Origin of the sequence: Serratia sp. NPDC087055, assembly GCF_044900985.1 — a bacterium.
Taxonomy (GTDB): Bacteria; Pseudomonadota; Gammaproteobacteria; order Enterobacterales; family Enterobacteriaceae; genus Serratia.
Genome location: NZ_JBJDOG010000007.1, coordinates 157,982 through 179,208, shown reverse-complemented (window position 1 = coordinate 179,208; position 21,227 = coordinate 157,982). Strand labels below are relative to the sequence as shown.

General features: G+C 55.4%; 21 protein-coding genes. 16 read left to right on the top strand and 5 right to left on the bottom strand.

All coding sequences use genetic code 11. The features are described 5' to 3' along the window. Nucleotides 1–40: 40 nt before the first annotated feature. The 7 genes from pepP (at nucleotide 41) to ACI2J2_RS22740 (ending at nucleotide 10,157) form a co-directional block, all read left to right on the top strand. Nucleotides 41–1,354: a Xaa-Pro aminopeptidase gene (gene pepP / locus ACI2J2_RS22770; RefSeq protein ID WP_209639574.1), complete on the top strand. Its 1,314-nt coding sequence runs from the start codon at nucleotides 41–43 to the stop codon at nucleotides 1,352–1,354. Nucleotides 1,355–1,358: 4 nt separating this feature from the next. Further along, nucleotides 1,359–2,537, top strand: coding sequence for a 2-octaprenyl-6-methoxyphenyl hydroxylase (ubiH, locus tag ACI2J2_RS22765; protein ID WP_404760901.1), 1,179 nt, complete (start codon nucleotides 1,359–1,361; stop codon nucleotides 2,535–2,537). 86 nt (nucleotides 2,538–2,623) lie between these two features. Next, complete coding sequence (ubiI, locus tag ACI2J2_RS22760; protein ID WP_404760900.1) at nucleotides 2,624–3,826, top strand: FAD-dependent 2-octaprenylphenol hydroxylase; 1,203 nt, start codon at nucleotides 2,624–2,626, stop codon at nucleotides 3,824–3,826. A 582-nt stretch (nucleotides 3,827–4,408) separates the two neighbouring features. Beyond that, nucleotides 4,409–5,506, top strand: a complete 1,098-nt coding sequence (gene gcvT / locus ACI2J2_RS22755) for a glycine cleavage system aminomethyltransferase GcvT (protein WP_209639582.1) — start codon at nucleotides 4,409–4,411, stop codon at nucleotides 5,504–5,506. A 98-nt stretch (nucleotides 5,507–5,604) separates the two neighbouring features. Next, entirely contained in the window at nucleotides 5,605–5,991 is a 387-nt protein-coding gene (gene gcvH, locus ACI2J2_RS22750; RefSeq protein WP_209639586.1) for a glycine cleavage system protein GcvH, read from the top strand. A 223-nt stretch (nucleotides 5,992–6,214) separates the two neighbouring features. Continuing rightward, nucleotides 6,215–9,094: an aminomethyl-transferring glycine dehydrogenase gene (gene gcvP / locus ACI2J2_RS22745; RefSeq protein WP_404760899.1), complete on the top strand. Its 2,880-nt coding sequence runs from the start codon at nucleotides 6,215–6,217 to the stop codon at nucleotides 9,092–9,094. Nucleotides 9,095–9,191: 97 nt separating this feature from the next. After that, on the top strand, nucleotides 9,192–10,157 hold the full coding sequence (locus tag ACI2J2_RS22740; protein WP_404760898.1) for a zinc-binding alcohol dehydrogenase family protein: 966 nt from the start codon (nucleotides 9,192–9,194) through the stop codon (nucleotides 10,155–10,157). Between the two features lie 8 nt (nucleotides 10,158–10,165). On the opposite strand, the gene ACI2J2_RS22735 is transcribed toward ACI2J2_RS22740, so the two are convergent. From ACI2J2_RS22735 to ACI2J2_RS22725, 3 genes are read right to left on the bottom strand one after another with little or no spacing between them, the layout of a single operon-like run. Next, nucleotides 10,166–10,699 (bottom strand): GNAT family N-acetyltransferase, encoded by a 534-nt coding sequence (locus tag ACI2J2_RS22735; RefSeq protein WP_404760897.1) that lies wholly within the window; start codon nucleotides 10,697–10,699, stop codon nucleotides 10,166–10,168. A 6-nt stretch (nucleotides 10,700–10,705) separates the two neighbouring features. Then, complete coding sequence (locus tag ACI2J2_RS22730) at nucleotides 10,706–12,112, bottom strand: ATP-binding protein (protein ID WP_404760896.1); 1,407 nt, start codon at nucleotides 12,110–12,112, stop codon at nucleotides 10,706–10,708. Beyond that, nucleotides 12,109–12,777, bottom strand: coding sequence for a response regulator (locus tag ACI2J2_RS22725; protein ID WP_209639601.1), 669 nt, complete (start codon nucleotides 12,775–12,777; stop codon nucleotides 12,109–12,111). The genes ACI2J2_RS22730 and ACI2J2_RS22725 overlap by 4 nt, the downstream gene beginning before the upstream one ends. A 189-nt stretch (nucleotides 12,778–12,966) precedes the next feature. Here ACI2J2_RS22725 and ACI2J2_RS22720 point away from each other — a divergent pair, with 189 nt between their 5' ends. From ACI2J2_RS22720 to ACI2J2_RS22710, 3 genes are read left to right on the top strand one after another with little or no spacing between them, the layout of a single operon-like run. Further along, nucleotides 12,967–13,200, top strand: a complete 234-nt coding sequence (locus tag ACI2J2_RS22720; RefSeq protein WP_265557029.1) for a hypothetical protein — start codon at nucleotides 12,967–12,969, stop codon at nucleotides 13,198–13,200. 26 nt (nucleotides 13,201–13,226) lie between these two features. Beyond that, nucleotides 13,227–14,036, top strand: a complete 810-nt coding sequence (locus tag ACI2J2_RS22715; RefSeq protein WP_265557028.1) for a MipA/OmpV family protein — start codon at nucleotides 13,227–13,229, stop codon at nucleotides 14,034–14,036. Between the two features lie 24 nt (nucleotides 14,037–14,060). After that, entirely contained in the window at nucleotides 14,061–14,807 is a 747-nt protein-coding gene (locus tag ACI2J2_RS22710; RefSeq protein WP_404760895.1) for an SDR family oxidoreductase, read from the top strand. 93 nt (nucleotides 14,808–14,900) lie between these two features. Here ACI2J2_RS22710 and ACI2J2_RS22705 read toward each other — a convergent pair whose 3' ends face one another. Beyond that, a complete protein-coding gene (locus ACI2J2_RS22705) occupies nucleotides 14,901–15,509 on the bottom strand; it encodes an HD family hydrolase (RefSeq protein WP_404760894.1) in 609 nt (202 codons plus the stop codon). A 183-nt stretch (nucleotides 15,510–15,692) separates the two neighbouring features. Here ACI2J2_RS22705 and ACI2J2_RS22700 point away from each other — a divergent pair, with 183 nt between their 5' ends. Both ACI2J2_RS22700 and ACI2J2_RS22695 read left to right on the top strand, forming a co-directional pair. Then, a complete protein-coding gene (locus ACI2J2_RS22700) occupies nucleotides 15,693–16,367 on the top strand; it encodes a hemolysin III family protein (protein ID WP_265557026.1) in 675 nt (224 codons plus the stop codon). A 163-nt stretch (nucleotides 16,368–16,530) separates the two neighbouring features. Beyond that, nucleotides 16,531–17,028 carry a DUF2165 family protein gene (locus ACI2J2_RS22695; RefSeq protein WP_209639616.1) on the top strand — a complete coding sequence of 166 codons (498 nt, stop codon included), beginning with the start codon at nucleotides 16,531–16,533 and terminating at the stop codon, nucleotides 17,026–17,028. A gap of 37 nt (nucleotides 17,029–17,065) precedes the next feature. On the opposite strand, the gene ygfZ is transcribed toward ACI2J2_RS22695, so the two are convergent. After that, nucleotides 17,066–18,058 carry a tRNA-modifying protein YgfZ gene (gene ygfZ, locus ACI2J2_RS22690; RefSeq protein WP_404760893.1) on the bottom strand — a complete coding sequence of 331 codons (993 nt, stop codon included), beginning with the start codon at nucleotides 18,056–18,058 and terminating at the stop codon, nucleotides 17,066–17,068. Nucleotides 18,059–18,380: 322 nt separating this feature from the next. On the opposite strand from ygfZ, the gene sdhE reads away from it, so the two are divergent. The 4 genes from sdhE to creC are packed head-to-tail and all read left to right on the top strand — an operon-like array spanning nucleotide 18,381 to nucleotide 21,160. Next, nucleotides 18,381–18,647, top strand: coding sequence for an FAD assembly factor SdhE (gene sdhE / locus ACI2J2_RS22685; RefSeq protein WP_209639622.1), 267 nt, complete (start codon nucleotides 18,381–18,383; stop codon nucleotides 18,645–18,647). Continuing rightward, on the top strand, nucleotides 18,628–19,050 hold the full coding sequence (locus ACI2J2_RS22680) for a protein YgfX (RefSeq protein ID WP_209639625.1): 423 nt from the start codon (nucleotides 18,628–18,630) through the stop codon (nucleotides 19,048–19,050). The genes sdhE and ACI2J2_RS22680 overlap by 20 nt, the downstream gene beginning before the upstream one ends. Further along, entirely contained in the window at nucleotides 19,050–19,745 is a 696-nt protein-coding gene (gene creB, locus ACI2J2_RS22675; protein ID WP_265557023.1) for a two-component system response regulator CreB, read from the top strand. Before ACI2J2_RS22680 ends, creB begins: the two co-directional genes overlap by 1 nt. Next, nucleotides 19,742–21,160, top strand: a complete 1,419-nt coding sequence (gene creC, locus ACI2J2_RS22670; RefSeq protein ID WP_404760892.1) for a two-component system sensor histidine kinase CreC — start codon at nucleotides 19,742–19,744, stop codon at nucleotides 21,158–21,160. The genes creB and creC overlap by 4 nt, the downstream gene beginning before the upstream one ends. Nucleotides 21,161–21,227 lie beyond the last annotated feature (67 nt).

The window sequence follows — 21,227 nt, the reverse complement described above, 5'->3', positions numbered from 1 at the left end:
ATGGCCGTGAGCACAGGCAGATTGATTTCAGGAGAAGGTGATGACTCAGCAGGAATTCAACAGCCGCCGTCAGGCGCTGTTGGCGAAAATGGCTCCGGCCAGCGCGGCAATTATTTTCTCTGCGCCGGAAGCAACGCGCAGTGCAGACACAGAATACCCTTACCGTCAGAACAGCGATTTCTGGTATCTGACTGGTTTCAACGAGCCGGAAGCGGTGTTGATTCTGGTGAAGAGCGATGAGACGCATAACCACAGCGTACTGTTTAACCGCGTGCGTGATCTGACGGCGGAAATCTGGTTTGGCCGCCGCCTGGGACAAGATGCTGCCCCGGCGAAGCTGGGCGTAGATCGTGCGCTGTCGTTCGATGAAATCAACGAACAATTACCCCTGCTGCTCAATGGACTGGACGTGGTTTACCACGCGCAGGGCCAATATGCCTATGCCGATCAGATCCTGTTCACTGCGCTGGACACGCTGCGTAAGGGATTCCGCCAAAACCTGCAGGCTCCGGCGACCCTGACTGACTGGCGTCCATGGGTGCATGAAATGCGCCTGTTCAAATCGTCTGAAGAGATGGCGATAATGCGCCGGGCTGGCGAAATCAGTGCATTGGCCCATACCCGCGCGATGCAGAAATGCCGCCCCGGGATGTTCGAGTATCAGCTTGAGGCGGAAATTCATCACGAATTTACCCGCTTCGGTGCCCGTTACCCGTCTTATAACACCATCGTCGGCGGGGGTGAAAACGCCTGCATCCTGCACTACACCGAGAACGAAAGTGAATTGCGTGATGGGGACCTGGTACTGGTCGATGCGGGTTGTGAATATAAAGGCTATGCGGGCGACATTACCCGTACCTTCCCGGTCAACGGCAAATTCAGCCGGCCACAACGTGCGGTGTATGACATTGTGCTGGCGTCGTTGACGCGAGCCCTGGCGTTGTTCAAACCGGGCACCAGCATCCGTGAGGTCAATGATGAGGTCGTGCGCATCATGATCACCGGGCTGGTTGAGCTGGGGATCTTGAAAGGTGACGTCGAGCAGCTGATCGCCGAACAGGCGCATCGTCAGTTCTACATGCATGGGCTTGGCCACTGGTTGGGGCTGGATGTGCACGACGTCGGGCATTACGGTACGCCAAACCGCGACCGTACGCTTGAACCAGGCATGGTGTTTACCGTCGAGCCTGGGCTGTATATCGCACCGGATGCTGACGTGCCGGAAGAATACCGTGGTCTGGGCATTCGCATCGAAGACGACATTTTGATCACCGCTAACGGCAATGAGAACTTGACCGCCAGCGTAGTGAAAGACGCCGACGCCATTGAAGCCCTGATGGCGGCGGCAAGGTAATCGCATGAGCGTAATTATCGTTGGTGGCGGCATGGCGGGCGCGACCCTGGCGCTGGCTATCTCGTCGCTTACTCAGGGACGATTGGCGGTTGATTTGGTCGAAGCGACCCGGCCGGACGATCGCAGCCACCCGGGGTTCGACGCCCGCGCTATTGCTTTGGCGCAGGGCACCTGCCAGCAGTTGACGCGCATTGGTGTTTGGCCGGCGCTGCGTGACTGTGCGACAGCCATCACCCAGGTGCACGTTAGCGATCGCGGCCACGCCGGGTTCGTTAATTTATATGCGCAAGATTACCAGGTTGATGCACTGGGGCAGGTGATCGAGCTGCACGACGCAGGCCAACGGCTATTTGCACTGCTGGCCAAGGCGCCGGGCGTCACGCTGCACTGCCCAGCCAAAGTGGTTGATGTGGTGCGCACGGCAGAGCAGGCAGAAGTGCTGCTGGATAACGGTCAGCGTATCAGCGGGAAACTGCTGGTAGCGGCGGACGGTTCGCGTTCGGCACTGGCGCAGGCCTGTAATCTGCAATGGCAGCAGCGTGAATACCCGCAGTTTGCCACCATTGCCAACGTCACGACCGCAGAAGATCCACAGGGGCGTGCCTTTGAACGTTTCACCCGCCATGGGCCATTGGCGCTGTTGCCCATGTCCCAGGGGCGCAGCTCACTGGTGTGGTGTCACGCGCGTGAGGATCGCCAACAGGTCGATGCCTGGGACGATGCGCGTTTTATCAGTGAATTACAGCAGGCGTTTGGCTGGCGGTTGGGGCGTATTCTTCGCGCCGGCAAACGTCACAGCTATCCGCTCAGCCTGCTGACGGCCAATCAGCATGTCAGCCATCGTCTGGCGCTGGTGGGTAATGCCGCACAGACGTTGCATCCGATCGCCGGTCAGGGGTTCAATCTTGGCCTGCGTGACGTGATGTCTCTGGCGGAAACGCTGGCAGAAGCGCAGCATGCAGGGGAAGATCCCGGCGGTTATGCGTTGTTGAGCCGTTATCAACAACGGCGACAGCAAGATCAGCAGGCGACCATTGGCGTGACCGACGGTTTGATCCGGTTGTTTGCCAATCGTTACGCTCCCTTGGTCGTGGGGCGCAATCTGGGCCTGATGGCAATGGCCCAGTTACCGGCTGTGCGAGATGCCTTTGCCAAGCGAACGTTGGGCTGGGTAGATCGTTAAGCGGTGTCTAAGTAAGGGCGTAGCGTGCTACGCCCACATCGCTGTGCAATGGCTGCATAGCGAGTCATTTAAGGAAATTAAGCAGCATGCAATCATTTGACGTGGTTATCGCCGGTGGCGGTATGGTGGGGTTGGCAATGGCCTGCGGTTTGCAGGGCAGTGGCCTGCGCGTTGCCGTGCTGGAGCACCAGCAGCCAGATATGACGCCGCTGCAGCCACAGCCAGCGCTGCGTGTATCCGCTATCAACGCTGCGAGCGAGCGTCTGCTGCAACACATTGGCGTGTGGGACGAGATCCTCAACCTGCGTGCCAGCGCCTATAACGCGATGGAAGTGTGGGATCGCGACAGTTTTGGCAAGATTGCCTTCCGTGGCGATGAGTGTGGCTTTAGCCATCTCGGCCATATCATTGAAAACACAGTGATCCAACAAGCCTTGTGGAAGCGGGCGGAAAGCTTGAGTGATGTTACGCTGATTACCCCAGCCAAGCTCAAGCAAGTCGCCTGGGGCGAAAACGACGCTTTTATCACGCTGGAGGATGGCCGCATGCTGACCGCCCGGCTGGTGATTGGCGCCGACGGAGCTCATTCCTGGCTGCGCCAGCATGCCGATATTCCTTTGACCTTCTGGGACTACCGTCATCATGCGCTGGTCGCCACCATCCGTACCGAGGAGCCACATTTGGCGACGGCGCGGCAGGTGTTTCATGGCGATGGCATCCTGGCGTTTCTGCCGTTCAACGATCCGCATTTAAGCTCGATCGTTTGGTCGGTGTCGCCGGAAGAGGCTGAACGCCTGAAAAAATTGGAACCGGAGCAGTTCGACCGTGAGCTGGCGATGGCGTTTGATTTGCGTCTCGGTAGCTGTACCCTGGAAAGCGAACGTCAGACCTTCCCGTTGACCGGGCGTTACGCGCGCAGCTTTGCTGCACACCGTTTGGCGTTGGTGGGGGATGCGGCACACACTGTGCATCCGTTGGCGGGTCAAGGGGTCAACCTGGGCTTTATGGATGCAGCGGAGCTGATTGCCGAACTGCGCCGTTTGCAACGTCAGGGCAAAGACATTGGTCAGCATCTGTATCTGCGTCGCTATGAGCGCCGCCGTAAGCACGGCGCGGCGGTCATGCTGGCCAGCATGCAGGGGTTCCGCGAGCTGTTCGATGGCAACCACCCCGCGAAGAAACTGCTGCGTGATGTTGGGCTACGCCTCGCCGACAGCCTGCCAGGCGTGAAGCCTAAGCTGGTACGTCAGGCGATGGGCCTGAACGATCTGCCGGAGTGGTTGGCCTGACCGTATTCTGAGAGAGGTCATCAGGCCTCTCTGCCTCATTTCCCCGCATTAACGTCGATCTCGAAGGCATAACCCTGTGCCTTTTACCCATCGCTTTTTCTTATATCACTCTTCATTTGAAATAATCTAATTTCATGCCGATTTTAGCATTAGTTTTTCTAATTCAATGTTCGGTTATCAAAAGTCGAAATTCCGCATCCGACCGTGGGTTTGTTATATAACTTTGGATTTTTGGTGCTTTAATTGTTGGTTTTGTGCCTTAAAGCGCATTTTTCCAGTCAAAAACTCTGCACACTAGCCCGGTATTTTACTGCCCCTGAACGACGCCAAACCTATTTTATCTTATGGTTAATGGGGGCGTTCGGTGCTAACGTCAGGGCAAAGGTATCGTTTGCGTCACGGCGGTTAGCCGTCTTTGGGCGCTATCATCGTAATGTTAAATACCCTAAATAATTCGAGTTGTATCGCGGCGGCAACCGATCGAGCACGATGAGCTTGCATGAGTAGGTGATTCGGGTGAGAAGAGCAGCCAACAGCGCGGCGGTTTGAATTATTGCGGGGATTTGTGGAGTGAGGGAAAAGATGGCAAAGCAAACCCCATTGTACGACCAGCACGTGGCGTGCGGTGCGCGTATGGTAGATTTTCATGGCTGGATGATGCCACTGCATTACGGTTCCCAGATCGATGAGCACCACGCCGTGCGTCAGGATGCCGGTATGTTTGACGTCTCCCATATGACCATTGTAGATCTGCGCGGTGCCCGTACCCGCGAGTTCCTGCGTTACCTGTTGGCAAACGATGTTGCCAAGCTCACCCAACCGGGTAAAGCGCTGTACACCGGCATGTTGAATGCGTCCGGCGGCGTGATCGACGACCTGATCGTTTACTTCCTTACTGAAGATTATTTCCGCCTGGTGGTGAACTCCGCCACGCGCGACAAAGACCTGGCCTGGATCGAAGAGCATGCCGCTCCGTACGGCGTAGCCCTGACGGTGCGTGACGATTTGGCGCTGGTTGCGGTGCAAGGCCCACAGGCCAAAGAGCGTGCCGGCACCTTATTTACCCCAGAACAAAAAAACGCCGTTGAAGGCATGAAGCCGTTCTTCGGCGTACAGGCCGGGGATCTGTTTATCGCGACCACCGGTTATACCGGCGAAGCGGGTTATGAAATTGCGCTGCCAAAAGAGCAGGTTGTGGACTTCTGGCAGAAACTGCTGGCGGCTGGCGTTAAGCCGGCGGGCCTGGGCGCACGCGACACGCTGCGTCTGGAAGCCGGCATGAATCTGTACGGGCAAGAGATGGACGAAGGCATTTCGCCATTGGCCGCCAACATGGGCTGGACCATTGCCTGGCAGCCGGAAGATCGTCAGTTCATCGGCCGCGACGCGCTGGAAAAACAGCGTGAATTGGGCACCGAGCAACTGGTCGGCTTGATCATGACGGAAAAAGGCGTATTACGTAATGAGCTGCCGGTGCGTTTCACCGATGCGGCAGGCCAGACGCACGAAGGGGTGATCACCAGTGGCTCATTCTCGCCGACCCTGGGCTTCAGTATTGCCCTGGCCCGCGTCCCTGCTGGCATCGGCGAACAGGCCATCGTACAGATCCGCAACCGCGAAATGCCGGTTAAGGTCACCAAACCTGGGTTTGTGCGTGCCGGTAAGCCCCTGACTCATTAATTTTTTATTGGTTATTCCCCATGGATTTTGCGCTGCGGCCAACAACGCTGCGGTGTGAAAGACGCAGGGAAATTATTTCTTCGAAGGAGTAGCTGGCTATGAGCAATGTGCCAACAGAATTGAAATATGCGTCCTCACACGAGTGGGTTCGTTCAGAAGGTAACGGCGTTTACACTGTAGGTATCACCGAACACGCGCAGGAACTGCTGGGCGATATGGTGTTTGTTGATTTGCCAGAAGTGGGCCGTGTTGTGGCCGCCGGCGAAGATTGCGCCGTGGCTGAATCTGTCAAAGCGGCCTCGGACATTTATTCGCCAATCAGCGGTGAAATCGTTGCGGTAAACGTTGAACTGGAAGGTTCCCCGGAGCTGGTGAACAGCGAGCCTTACGGTGAAGGTTTCCTGTTCCAGATTAAAGCGTCAGACGAAAGTGAACTGGCTAACCTGCTTGATGCCGGTGCTTACCAGGCCTCTATCGACGAGTAATCGGCATACTCTTCGTCTTTCAAGCTGCAGCGTTGTTATCTGCACATGCTTACCCCAGTAGCTGACTAAAGTAAGCCACTGGGGATAAGCAAACTGGCCGCCTCGCGGCAACTTGAAATCCATTGAGTATGTAACGCCTTGACCTAGGGTCTTAATAGGAAGGCGTTTTAGTTATAGAACAGGCTATATCCCGTACCACGCCAGAATTCAGGAATTTGTAGCAATGACTCAGACACTCAGCCAACTTGAACACAGCGAAGCGTTCATCGAACGCCATATCGGCTCTTCTGCAGAACAACAGCAGCAGTTGCTGGAAGCGGTGGGCGCACGCTCGCTCAACGCGCTGATCCAACAGATTGTGCCGGCAGACATTCAACTGCCTGCGCCGCCGCCGGTGGGCGATGCGGCTACTGAACATCAGGCGTTGGCAGAACTGAAGGCGATTGCCTCTCAGAATCAGCGCTACAAATCCTATATCGGTATGGGTTACAGCGCGGTGCTGACGCCACCGGTGATCCTGCGTAACATGCTGGAAAACCCAGGCTGGTACACCGCTTATACCCCTTATCAGCCGGAAGTGTCACAGGGCCGTCTTGAGGCGCTGTTGAACTTCCAAACCGTGACCCTTGATCTGACCGGTCTGGATCTGGCATCCGCTTCATTGCTGGACGAAGCCACCGCCGCTGCCGAAGCGATGGCGTTGGCCAAGCGCGCCAGCAAGCTAAAAGACGCTAACCGTTTCTTCGTCGCTGATGACGTACATCCTCAGACGCTGGACGTTGTACGCACCCGTGCTGAAACCTTTGGCTTTGAAGTTATCGTCGATAAAGCTGAAAAAGTACTGGAGTTGCAGGGTGTGTTTGGCGTACTGCTGCAACAGGTTGGCACCACCGGTGAACTGCACGATTACAGCGCACTGCTGGCCGAACTGAAAAACCGCAAGATTGTCACCAGCGTGGCCGCTGACATTATGGCGTTGGTGTTGCTGACTGCACCGGGCAAGCAGGGCGCAGACGTGGTATTCGGTTCCGCGCAGCGCTTTGGTGTCCCTATGGGCTACGGTGGGCCACATGCTGCTTTCTTCTCTTGTCGGGATGAGTTCAAACGCTCGATGCCGGGCCGTATCATTGGGGTTTCACGCGATGCTGCCGGTAATACAGCGCTGCGTATGGCGATGCAAACCCGTGAGCAACACATTCGTCGCGAGAAAGCCAACTCGAATATCTGTACATCGCAGGTTCTGCTGGCCAACATCGCCAGCCTGTATGCGGTGTACCACGGCCCACAGGGCCTGCAACGTATCGCCGGGCGCATTCATCGCCTGACCGACATTTTGGCTGCTGGGCTGCAAAAGGCCGGCCTGCAACTGCGCCACAAAACCTGGTTCGACACCCTGACCGTGGAAGTGAAAGACAAGGCTGCGGTCCTGGAGCGCGCGTTGAGCTTCGGTATCAACTTACGCACCGATATTCACGGCGCAGTAGGTATCACACTGGATGAAGCCACCTCACGTGAAGACGTGCAGACCCTGTTCGCCTTGCTGGCCGGCGACAACCACGGCCTGGACATTGACGCGCTGGATGCGGCAGTGAGCAAAAGTAGCCAGTCGATCCCGGCCGGTATGCTGCGCCAGGAGCCAATCCTGACTCACCCTGTCTTCAACCGCTACCACAGCGAAACCGAGATGATGCGTTATATGCATCGTCTCGAACGTAAAGACTTGGCGCTCAATCAGGCGATGATCCCACTGGGTTCATGCACCATGAAACTGAACGCCGCTGCGGAAATGATTCCGATTACCTGGCCTGAATTCTCCGAACTCCATCCGTTCTGCCCACCAGAGCAGGCGGCAGGTTATCAGCAGATGATCGGCCAGCTGTCACAATGGTTGGTGCAATTAACCGGTTACGATGCGGTGTGCATGCAACCGAACTCAGGTGCGCAGGGTGAATACGCCGGTCTGCTGGCAATCCGCCGTTACCATGAAAGCCGTAACGAAGCGGGCCGTCATATCTGCCTGATCCCAAGCTCTGCCCACGGTACCAACCCGGCTTCTGCTCAAATGGCAGGCATGAGTGTGGTCGTGGTGGCTTGCGACAAGAATGGCAACATTGATCTGCACGATCTGCGCATCAAGGCAGAACAAGCAGGTGAAGAGCTGTCTTGTATCATGGTGACGTACCCGTCGACCCACGGCGTGTATGAAGAAACCATTCGTGAAGTGTGCCAGATCGTCCATCAGTTCGGCGGCCAGGTTTACCTTGACGGTGCCAACATGAATGCCCAGGTGGGTATCACCACCCCAGGGTATATCGGTGCGGATGTTTCACACCTTAACCTGCATAAAACCTTCTGTATTCCGCACGGCGGCGGCGGCCCAGGCATGGGGCCAATTGGCGTGAAAGCACACCTGGCACCTTTTGTACCGGGCCACAGCGTGGTGCAAATTGACGGTGTGACAACCCAACAGGGCGCAGTTTCTGCAGCACCGTTCGGCAGCGCCTCGATTCTGCCAATCAGCTGGATGTATATCCGTATGATGGGCGCGGAAGGGTTGAAGCAAGCGAGCCAGGTCGCGATTCTGAATGCCAACTATATAGCGACTCGCCTGAAAGAGGCTTATCCAGTGCTGTATACCGGCCGTGATCACCGCGTGGCACATGAATGTATTCTCGACATTCGCCCACTGAAGGAAGAGACCGGCATCAGCGAAATGGATATTGCCAAACGTCTGATTGACTACGGTTTCCATGCACCGACCATGTCGTTCCCGGTGGCGGGTACGTTGATGGTTGAGCCAACCGAGTCAGAAAGCAAAGTGGAGCTGGATCGCTTTATCGACGCGATGCTGGCTATCCGTAGCGAGATTGATCGGGTAGCCAAAGGTGAATGGCCACTGGAAGACAACCCGCTGGTGAACGCGCCACACATTCAGGCTGAGCTAGTCAGCGATTGGCAGCATGCCTACAGCCGCGAACTGGCCGTGTTCCCTATCTCGGGTGTGCGTGAGAACAAATACTGGCCGAGCGTGAAGCGTCTGGATGACGTGTACGGCGACCGTAACCTGTTCTGTTCTTGCGTACCGATGAGCGAATACGAATAACACGTTCGGCAAAGCGGACATTCAAGGGACACTGCATGATGCAGTGTCCTTTTTTTATTGTCGTCGCAGGGTAACTCGAACGGAATAAGGAGCAATGATGAAAGCAGCTATTGTAAACGTCCTGGGCCAGGCACCGGTGGCCGGTAATGTGGATGAACCGACCGCACGCGAAGGCGAAACGCTGATCACGGTGAGTGTCGCCGGCATTAAACAGCTCGATCGTGCCATGGTGGCAGGTACTCATTATTCCAGCCCGAAGCACCTGCCGATCGTGCCGGGTACCGATGGTGTGGGTTATACACCCGACGGCCAGCGGGTGTACTTTGCCTCTTTCCGCCAGCCGCATGGCGCGTTAGCCGAACGTACCGTGGCTTCCTGGACCGTACCTGTGCCAAAGGGCGTGGATGATGCTACCGCAGCCGCATTGATTAATCCGGCGTTCGCTGCCTGGCTGCCACTGCACTGGCGCGCTGAGGTTCAGGCGGGCGAAACGGTGCTGATTATTGGCGCGACTGGCACTTCAGGCAAACTGGCGGTGGCGGCTGCACGTCAGGCTGGCGCGGGCCGTATTGTCGCCGCCGGCCGTCGCCAGAGCGTGCTGGATGCATTGGGTGTGGATGCCACGGTCGATCTTTCACTGGAAGGGGCGGAGTTGGTGCAGGCTTTTGCTGCCGCCGCGGGACCCAATGGCTATCAGGTTATTGTCGATTACATCTGGGGCCCCGCCACAGAAGCATTGCTTGCGACGCTCAATAACCACGATTTGTCTTCTTACGCGGGCGGACGCGGCATCCGTTTGGTCAACGTTGGTTCGATGGCGGGGCCGGACATTCGGTTGCCTGCGGCGGTACTGCGCAGTAATCAATTACAGATCATGGGCAGCGGTACCGGTAATTTCCCACCGGTGGCTGAAATGCAGAGATATGCCAGTGAGATCCTGGCGTTGGCATCTGCGGGGGAGATCTCGGTTGAGACTCAGGAACACGATTTATCCGAGATCGCCGACGTCTGGGATCTTAATAAGAAAAGCGACGTGCGTTCGGTGATCCGCATTGCCAGATAAACAGCCTGCTACGGGCTGCTATAGCAGGCCAGGTGAATATCTTCCGGTTCGCGGGCGAACAGTTCTGCATCGGTTTGAGTCATTAACTGGCAACCCTGCGACAGGTAAAAATCCACGGTGTTTTTACTTGGAATAGAAGAGACATACAGCCCGTGAGCGCCGTCTTGTTTGGCCTGGTGCAGGCAATGGCTGAACAGACGTTTGCCCAGTCCTTTACCCCGCAGGCTGGCGCTGACGTAGAAAAACAGCAGCTGGCGTAAGTCCTGCCGCGGACCGCGCGGCAGGGTATCCAGCACGGCCGCTGCAAGGATCTTCTCTTCTTCGAACAGGGCGAAAAAGTGCCCACCGTGCGCAAAGCAGTGTTCGTGGATCGGGTCATAGGTTTCCCGATCGTGCGGATCCCAACCTTGCAGATCATAATGGGCGGCATAAGGCTGTAACTTGCCATCCTGCAGGCGGTAGAGCGTATTGATCACTTCACTACGATCGATCTGCCAGAGCAAATCAAGTTGATGTTGTTGCAGCAAAATGGGGTGGGTCATCGTCCGTTAATTCTCTCGTGGTGCAAGGTAGTTTTCCGGCAGATCAATGATAAAACCGATGCCGCGCTCATCAAGCCCTTCGGTTATCCGCAATTGCGCGCCAATTTTATCAGCCAGGTTTTTCGCAATGGCGAGCCCGAGACCGCTGCCGTTCTGCTGCGTGCCGGGTACACGATAAAAGCGCTCGAACAGCCGTTTGTGGTACTCCTGACGGATACCTGGGCCATTATCACGCAATGTAATATAGCAGCCCAGCGGCGACAGCGATCGGATGCTAGCTTCGATTCGTGCACCGTTTGGCGCATATTTAATGGCGTTCTCCAGCAGATTGGTGAATATCGTAATCAGCGAATGGCGATCGGTCTCAATCATCACATTTTCACTCCCATCCAGAGAGAGTTCGACGTTCTTCTCCAGCGCATAAGGGACATGCTGGGCAATGCATTTGCTGATTTCTGCGTGGATGTTCACCGTTTCAATCTTCAGTGGGAAGTCTTCCGATTCCAGTTTGGCCAAGTCAATCAGTTGGCGTGACAGCGATGCGGCGCGATCCAGCCCGTGTTGCATGTCTTCAATGATCTCCTGGCGTTCGGTTTTATCAGCTACCTGGGTCAGCAGGTGCAACTGGGCCAGCACGGCGGCGATGGGGGTACGTAGCTCGTGCGCCGCATCGGCCATAAAGCGTTTTTCACGCTGGTTGGCGGCGTCGATACGCCCCATCAACTTATTAATTTCTAAAACGATGGGGCGAATCTCCTGATATTGCGCGCGCACATTTATCGGCGACAAGTTACCCGGTTTACGGTCAGAGATCATTCTGGCGATTTGCCGCAGTGGTCGCAGGCTGAAATAGGCCGTAACCAAGAGGGCGACAATAATTGCAGCCAGCGTGACCAGCAGTGGGATGGCCGTGCTTTCTGCCGGATTGCCGAAAATGGTGGTGCGGTTGTCAAAGGATTCACCGACGATCACCCTAAATTGCTGCTTATCGCTCCAACTGCCGGCGATATGCCACTTCACGTTGCCATAGCTGATGGTGCCGGACAGCACCGAAGGTGGCAGAATCAACGGTTCCTTTTGAGGTGGGGAGGTGTAAATAATCTTATTATTGCGATCGTAAACCACAAGTAATGGGCGATAGTCTATTTCATCCTGCATACCGTTTTTAATGGAGTCGATATACATGACTTCGATATCTTTAATAATATTAATATAATTGAGGTCGGTAACGTCTGTTTTATCAAGAATATTGGCAATGCCACGTGCAACAAGGCGCTGCTGATTATCAAAATATTTTTCTGCGTCAGGGAAATAGAGATATTTTGCCCAGCCAATCAAAACACCCCAAAGTAATAATATCGCCAATACCTGAAAAATGATGGTGCGCATAAAAAAGGATTTAAAACTGATCATCCCTGGCCCTCTTTTTTTAATAAATAGCCAATACCACGCACGGTAATAATTCTTTCCTTACCGATTTTGCGTCTCAAATTATGCATATGCACCTCGAGGGAGTTGCTTTCCACGCTGTCGCCATTCCCAAATAAGCTCTGTTCTAATGCGGCCTTACGTACCACGGTGCCGGCACAACGCATAAGCTCATGCAGTAATCGGTATTCTTTTTTTGATAGCAACAGCAGTTCGCCATCCAGCGTGACCTGGTGGTTAATCGGATCCAGATACAGGTTGCCCAGGCTCCAGGTTTGGGAGGCGAACCCCGCCATGCGACGGTTCACCGCCTTCACGCGCGAAATTAATTCCGGCAGTGCAAAAGGCTTGGCCAGGAAGTCGTCTGCGCCAGAGTCCAGGCTATTGACCAGGCTTTCGATGCGATCTCGGGCCGTCAGAATAATGATCGGAATGTTCTGTCCGGCGGCGCGCCATTCGATCAGCTTTTTTAATCCGTCACCGTCGGGCAGGGTGAGATCCAACAGCATTAAATCGAAGCTGCCTTGGGTTAATTTATGTTGTGCATCATGGACCAATCGCACCCAGCACAGCTCAAATCCAGCCAGCTCCAATGCACGGCACAGGGCTTTGCCCAATTGCAGATCGTCTTCCACTAACAATATGTTCACGTGGTATCCGGTTTATATCACTACGCTGGCGGCTATATAACTACAACTGTCGGGGGAAGACAACGCCGCACGGCTTTTCGCCCATACCTTCTTAAGCAAACCTTAATCTGGCGTTAATTTCACGTTAAGGGAACGTTCTTGTGATTCGGGTAGGCTTCTCAGCACAATCATTACCGCAGAGTAAGCACCATGCATACCGGCAATGCGTCACATTTAGCTATCACCGGCGGATTTATTCGCTTGTGCGCGATCTTATTTGTCGTGCTGTTCACGGTGCATTTTCACGCTGACGCTCAGGGCGTAAATAGCCCAATGCCACATTCATCAACCTTGCGGCCCCAATTGCAGACGGTGGTTTCAGATGCCTGTAGTCGTTTTAAACCACGAATAAAAAAACAATTGCGCCGCCTGGTGGCGCTATAAACCTCATTAAATATAAGGCAAATACGGTGAAAAATACCCTGGGTTATTCTGCGGTGGCGTTGTTGATGGCATTTCCCTTACAAGGATCCGCACAGGATGAAGCAAAGGCGTCGTTGACGCTGAGCGGGGGTATCGCGGTGGCGCCGTTGTATCAAGGGGCGTCTATTTATAGCGCGGTGCCGCTGTACGATGTTCAGGCCGGTTATGGCAATCCAACATGGGGAGATTTTAGCCTGGGGCTGGGCGGTGCCAGCTGGCAGTTGCCGTTGTCGGGGCCATTCGGCATTGCCTTATTGGCGGGTTATGACGGTGGGCGAGACGAAGACATTAAAACGTTGGGAGGGCGAAAAAATCGGCTCAAAGGCATGGGGGATTTGGGGGGCGCGTTTGAAGCAGGTATTGAGCTGAGCTATAAATTCGAACCCTTTCGTACGTATGTCAGAGGGATGCAGGCCACCAAGGCGCGTCGCTACGGCGGTGAAGACCTGGGGCATACTGCCTATGTTGATGTGGGTGTGGCAGCGCTTTACCCGTTAAGCGATGCGCTCAGTCTCTCTGCCGATTTGACCGCCACGTGGGCCAACAGTGGCTATCAGCGTGGTTATTTCGGTGTCACCCAGCAACAAGCGGAGCATAGCGCTTTTGATGCCTATCGCCCAGGCAGCGGCATGAAGCAGGTGATACTCAACACCGCGCTGAATTATCAATTGACGCGGGAAATTGCCTTCCAGGGCGGTGTCGGTATCTATACTCTGTTGGGTGATGCGGCGAACAGCCCGATCGTCGAGAAAAAGGCCGCAGGGGTGGGTTTCCTGAGCGCCAGCTACAGTTTCTGATTCCCCAACCAGAGAAGGAATAGCATGACGAAAGTTGCACTGGTCACCGGCGCTAGCCGGGGTATTGGCCGCGCCACCGCGCTGCTTTTGGCCCAGAAGGGCTATGCGGTGGGCGTTAACTATTTGAAAGATGAGGTCGCCGCACAACACGTTGTGACAGAGATTGAATCCCAGGGCGGCCAGGCGTTGGCGCTGCAGGCGGATATTGCCGAGGAAAGCCAGGTGGTGGCGATGTTTACCGAACTGGATGCGACCCTTGGCCCAATCGCTGCGCTGGTCAACAATGCCGGCATTTTGTTTCAACAGACAAGCATTGAACAACTCACGGCAGAGCGCATCAATAAGGTGCTGAGCACCAACGTCACCGGTTATTTCCTTTGCTGTCGTGAGGCGGTGAAACGCATGGCGCACCGTCATGGTGGGCAGGGCGGTGCCATCGTCAACGTCTCTTCTGCCGCAGCCCGTTTGGGGGCTCCCTGGGAGTATATCGATTATGCCGCATCCAAGGGGGCGGTAGACACACTGACCACCGGACTGGCGCTGGAGGTGGCGGGCCAGGGCATTCGTGTCAACGCTGTGCGGCCGGGGTGTATTTACACTGAAATGCACGCCAGCGGCGGTGAACCGGGGCGTGTTGATAGGGTTAAGGGCAACTTGCCGATGCAACGTGGCGGTACCCCGGAAGAGGTCGCGGAAGCCGTTATCTGGCTGCTATCCGATGCCGCTTCTTACGTCACCGGCAGCTTTATCGAGGCGTCCGGCGGCCGCTGAAGGTCCGTCGTATGATGCAGTGACGTTAATAAACCGCGACGAGTTGGCGTGCCGGGTGAGGGAACCACCCGGCTAACTACGGCAGCAAAAGGGTTACTTCAGCCAGCCTTTGCGCTGTGCGTCCTGCAGATGTTGCAGCAGGTATTTCCACAACTCCGGTTGGACATCAGCGATGGTCGTGTTACGCGCCAATACTTGCTCCAGACTGATGCCGTTCTCGACCCAGCTTTGGCCGCCATTGTGCAGGTTCATCAGCATCGGCATGGTGCGATCCAGCACCAGCGCAAAGCGCGCGTCGGTAGTTTCGCCATCTTCATATTCCTGCCATAAAGCGGTGAAATACTCGCGCTGAGTGTCCGGCAGCATGCCGAAAAGCCTGCGCGCCGCGGCCACTTCTACATCATGGATTGCTGCACGTGCCGCCAGATCGTAGACCAGTACGTCACCGGCGTCGATCTCAACGATGTCATGCAGCAGCGCCATCTGAATCACCCGCTGGATATCTACGCCTTCGCTGGCATAAGGGGCCAGGCTCAGGGCAGCAATAGCAAAATGCCAGCTATGTTCGGCGGAGTTTTCCTGGCGTTGGGTCCCCAGCACTTTGGTGCGGCGTTGCACGCTTTTCAACTTATCGATTTCCATCAGGAACTGGATGACCTGGGTCATGGAGCCGAAATCTAACGCGGGTACAGCGGATGACATGGTGTAAACCTCAAGGTAGATGGGTTGAAGCCGAACGATTGTAGACCAGTGGGAGAGGGATTTCGATGGTTACACGCGTACACAGTTTTATTTTGGCGTACACGTGTACACTGAAATTATTCTCAGTTAAGCTGCCTTGCGGTAATTTCGAACAATGTTGGGTGTTTTGAGGGGTTGTGCTTTATGGGAAAAACGGGCGTAGTGAAAGCCGGTACCGAAGACGTTACCGTTGCGGCCTATCCGTGGGCGGAAGAGATCGCTAACAGTATCAGCCACGGCATCGGTTTGGTTTTCGGCATCGTCGGCTTGGTATTGCTGTTGGTTCAGGCGGTTGATAGCGGCGCCGGTGCGACGGCCATCGCCAGTTACAGTCTTTATGGCGGCAGCATGATTCTGCTGTTTCTTGCTTCCACGCTCTACCATGCTATTCCCCATCAAAAGGCCAAGCACTGGCTGAAGAAGTTTGACCACTGCGCCATTTACCTTTTGATTGCTGGTACCTACACGCCATTCCTGCTCGTGGGGCTAGACTCACCGCTTGCCAAGGGGCTGATGGCCGTAATTTGGGGATTGGCACTGTTGGGCGTGCTGTTCAAACTGGCGTTTGCCCACCGTTTTGAAGCCTTGTCGTTGGTGACTTATCTGACGATGGGCTGGCTGTCGCTGATCGTGATTTATCAGTTGGCGACCCGGCTGGCTATTGGCGGCGTGACGTTATTGGCGGTTGGCGGTGTAGTTTATACCCTGGGGGTGATTTTCTATGCCTCTAAGCGTTTCCGCTTTGGCCATGCTATCTGGCATGGTTTCGTACTCGGTGGCAGCCTGTGCCATTTTATGGCGATTTATCTGTACGTTTGATCGCTGTCCGGTCTGCGTTAATGCCATGTTGATCCCGCGTTTCTTTTAGGTTAGAAAAGAAACGCTTGTTTCTTTCGGGTATCCAACAAGCCAATGTTTTTTCGTTCCTGAGCCCGCCATTACACCTTTGGTGTATTCGTTAACTTTTTCAGGACTCATCACGATGATCGTTCGCTTATCCAAAGCGCTGTTGGTGTGTGCGATTGCCCTGTTTGCCACGTTGGTGGCTTTTGGCAATATCACGGATTACGGTTCCAACTTCGCCTTTGTGCGTCATGTATTTATGATGGACACTATTTTCCCAGACGCCACCATCACCTACCGCGCCATTCAATCCCCTTGGCTGCATCACGCTGGCTACATTGGCATCATTACGCTAGAAAGCCTGACGGCATTATTGTGTTGGGTGGGCGGTTTGCGCTTGCTGTGCGGCCTGAAGCTGCCAGCCGTGGCCTTTAACAGAAAGAAAAAAATGGCGGTTGCTGGCCTGACGATCGGTTTTCTGACCTGGCAGGTCGGATTTATGTCGGTAGGCGGGGAATGGTTCGGTATGTGGATGTCGCAGCAATGGAATGGGGTGCCCAGCGCATTTCGTTTCTTTGTCACCATCATTCTGGTGCTGATCTATCTGGTGCAGCGGGACGGCGAACTGGACGAGTAAAGCATCAGGCAGCAGGCGTGAGCCTGCTGCCTGAGTATTATTTATCTTCCACCAGTGAGTACGGCAAGGGTTTGATGGCCAACTGGCTGGTTGCGTCATCGCGCACCCGTAAAGTGCTGTCGGCGTCCAGATCGTTGTTCAGGACAACCTGTACCCACAGCGTACCGTCGGCCAGCTTGGCTGCGCTCAGTACGGTGCCGGTACGGCGCCAGTTTTCACCCAGTTGCAATTCAACGTCCTCAGCGGCCTCCGGCACTCGCCCGGCGTTGCCTTCCAGCCAGTACAGTGCGCGCTTGTTGGCCCCGCGGAACTTGGCCCGGGCGACCATTTCCTGGCCGGTATAGCAGCCTTTGCTGAAGCTAATGCCTTCCAGGGCCTGTAGGTTGGTGGCCTGTGGGATGAGCTGCGCGCTGTTGGCGCTGTCAATGACCGGGTAACCGGCTTCAATATCCAGCGTTAGCCACTGTTGGCTGTCGTTCAGTTCTGCCTGCTCGTGCAGCTTGTCGACCAATTTCTCGGCAACGGCGGTTGTGGTGACCAATAAAAAGCGTTCAGCCGGCAGCGCGAAATGCAGCAGGGTGGTTTCGCCGTCTTGCACGACCTGATGCTCAGCATCCGGCAGGGTGTTGAACACGTCAGCCAGCGCTGCGCGGGCCTGAAAACCGGCGACGCCGAGCAACACCGCGTCGTTATCAGCGGTGATGGTGAGTTTGGAAAATACCGCGTATTTTTTGATTTCAGCCAATTGGCTGTCCAGCACGCTGCGGCGTTCCAGATAGGCAAAGCCTTCACCGCGGTGGAACAGACGCAGGTTGCTCCACATTTTTCCTTTGGCATCACAGTGGCCGCATAACACGTGCCGATCGGCTGGCAGCGCGTCGATATCTGCAGTCACCTGGCCTTGAAGGTATTTCACTGTGTCCGGCCCGTTCAACGTCACCAATGCCCAATCTTCCAGCGAGATTAAGGTCAGGGGCAGATGGGAAGAAGCGGAAGGTTGACGGGGTGGAAATGGAATTTTATACGCCATAGTAAGACCCTGCTTAACGTTAACTTACCTGAAGGTGTGTTGGCCCCATGGTAAAAGAGGCGGCGGCCTTTGCAAACTGTTATTCACGCTTGCCTCCCCGGCAGCGCTTTTTTTGACATTTAGCGCTTTATTGCGTTTTACGCAGAGAACCTTCTTCCCGGCGAGTATGTCAAATTGTTACTCTATAGGCTTGCGGCCAAGGGTACCCCTTGCAGACAGATCTTTGGCTGATGGAATTATATCGCGCCGGTGTTGCCATACAGTGTGTCAGTTGAACCCTGCGATGGCGTTGCCACGCTGAAAAGAGGTTAGTCATAACAACATGGATATTAATAACAAAGCACGTATCCACTGGGCGTGTCGCCGTGGTATGCGCGAGCTGGACATCTCAATCATGCCGTTCTTCGAGTACGAATATGATCGGCTCAATGACACAGACAAAGCGCTATTTGTCCGTCTGCTTGAATCTGATGATCCCGATCTCTTCAATTGGCTGATGAATCATGGCGCTCCGCAGGACAGTGAACTGCAGAGAATGGTGACACTGATCCAGACGCGAAATAAAGACCGTGGCCCAGTGGCGATGTGATGTCCGTATTTCCTGGCGCACCCAGTTACTTTCGCTGCTGACACACGGCGCACTGATCCTACTGATTCTGATTTCACCCTGGCCGGAGGGTTACGGCCCAATCTGGCTGGTCCTGCTGACGCTGGTGGTGTTTGAATGTATTCGTAGCCAGAAGCGCATTGCGTCGCGGCAGGGTGAACTACACCTGCTGGCGAATCAACGCGTGGGCTGGCACGGGCAGGAATGGCAACTGGTAAAACAGCCCTGGATGCCGCGTTACGGCATTTTGTTGACGTTGCAGCTGGCCCAAGGGAAAAAACGTCGTCGGTTGTGGCTGGCTTCCGATTCTATGGCTAAAGCCGATTGGCGGCATTTGCGTCAGTCGCTGCTGTATCCGCCCACCAGTGATGGCGAGGAACCCTGATGAAGCCGACGCTCTGGCTGGTGGAAGATGAGCCTAGCATTGCTGACACGCTGATTTATACCCTGGAAAGCGAAGGCTTTCAGGTGCGCTGGTTCGAGCGTGGCGAGCCGGCATTGCAGGCGTTGGCGCAGGGTGCGCCAGCGCTGGCTATCCTCGATGTCGGCCTGCCAGATATCAACGGTTTTGAACTGTGCCGCCGGCTGTTATCGCAGTCGGCGGATTTACCCATTTTGTTTCTCACAGCCCGCAGCGATGAAGTTGACCGCCTGATTGGGTTAGAGATTGGTGCCGACGATTACGTTGCCAAGCCTTTTTCCCCACGAGAAGTCAGTGCCCGTGTGCGCACCATTTTACGTCGCCTGCAAAAACAGCAACGTTTGCAACAGCCTGCGTTGTACAGCTTTGGTCCTTTTGGGATGGATGAGCAGGCCGCGGCCATCTATTACCATCAGCAGCCACTGCCATTGACCCGCTACGAATTTTTGTTGCTGAAAACCCTGTTGCTGGCGCCCGGACGGGTATTTTCACGTCAGCAGTTAATGGACAGTGTCTGGTCTCAGGCCGAGGAAAGCCTGGATCGTACCGTCGATACGCATATCAAAACGTTGCGTGCCAAGTTGCGCGCGATCGATCCCGGTGAACCGCCGATCCACACCCATCGAGGCCTGGGCTATAGCGTGAGCCGTCAGCCATGAGAATAGGTTTGCGCCTGCTGCTGGGATATTTCCTGATTGTGGCTGTCGCGGGCTATTTCGTGTTGAGCATTTTTGTGCAGGAAGTGAAACCCGGTGTGCGGCGGGCGACCGAAGGCACATTGGTGGATACAGCCAATCTGCTGGCGCAGATCGCCCGTCTCGATATGCAGCGTGACGACGTGGCACACGGGCAACTGGCGCAGGCGTTTGCCCAACTCAATCAACGGCCCATCGGCGCCAATATTGCCGGTATCCGCAAGGATCGCAGCGAATATCACGTCTACCTCACCGATCATCAAGGCAACGTCATTTTTGATTCCAGCGGACAGGCGCTCGGGCAGGATTACTCACGCTGGAATGACGTCTATTTGACGTTACGTGGCCAATACGGTGCGCGCAGCACCCGCAGCAATCCACAGGATGAAAACAGTTCAGTCATGTACGTCGCCGCACCGGTGTTGGAGCAAGGCAAAATCATCGGTGTGCTCAGCGTCGGTAAACCCAACAGCACCATGGCACCGGTAATCAAACGCAGCGAGCGACGCATTCTATGGGCTGGTGCGCTGTTATTGGGGATTGCACTGCTGATCGGTTTGGGTTTTGTTTGGTGGATAAACCGCTCGATTGGTCGGTTGGTGCGCTACGCTGACGGCGTGGCGCAGGGCGAAAGCATACCGCTGCCGAAAATGGGCGGCCATGAGCTGAAGCAATTGGCACAATCGTTGGAAAGCATGCGCGTGAAGCTGGAAGGTAAGGCTTACATCGAACAGTATGTGCATACCCTGACCCATGAGCTGAAAAGCCCACTGGCGGCGATCCGCGGTGCAGCCGAGCTGCTTCAGGAACTGCCGCCGCCGGCCACGGCTCAGCGTTTTCTGACCAATATCGAACAGCAGAGTGCACGCATTCAACAATTGGTGGATAAACTGCTGGTGCAGGCGCGGCTGGAAAGCCGGCCCGGTCTGGAATTGGCACCTTTGGCGATGGCTGTGCTGGTACGTCAGGCCGTGGCAGGTAAAGAGGCGCAGGCAGCGCAGCGTAGCGTTTTGCTCCAGATTGATGAGGTTGAGGAAATGACCTTGACCGGTGATGGGCTGCTGATCAGCCAGGCGCTGACCAACTTGCTCGACAATGCCTTGGACTTCACCCCACCGGGCGGTGCCATCAGCGTGTGCGGCAAACGGCAGGACAACCACTATTGCATCACCATCAGTGACGACGGCACGGGCATTCCCGATTATGCGCTGGACAAGGTGTTCGAACGTTTCTATTCACTGGCCCGGGCCGACAAGCCGAAAAGCAGTGGCCTGGGGCTGAGTTTCGTACAGGAAGTTGCGCGGTTACACCGTGGTGGTATTCGCTTGCATAACCGCCAGCCGCAGGGCGTGGCCGCTATTTTCACCTTATCTCTCTGACTTCACCGTCCCTTCACATAACCACATCCTGTATTCACCAGAGGCCTCTATCGTGGCGCAATAACCT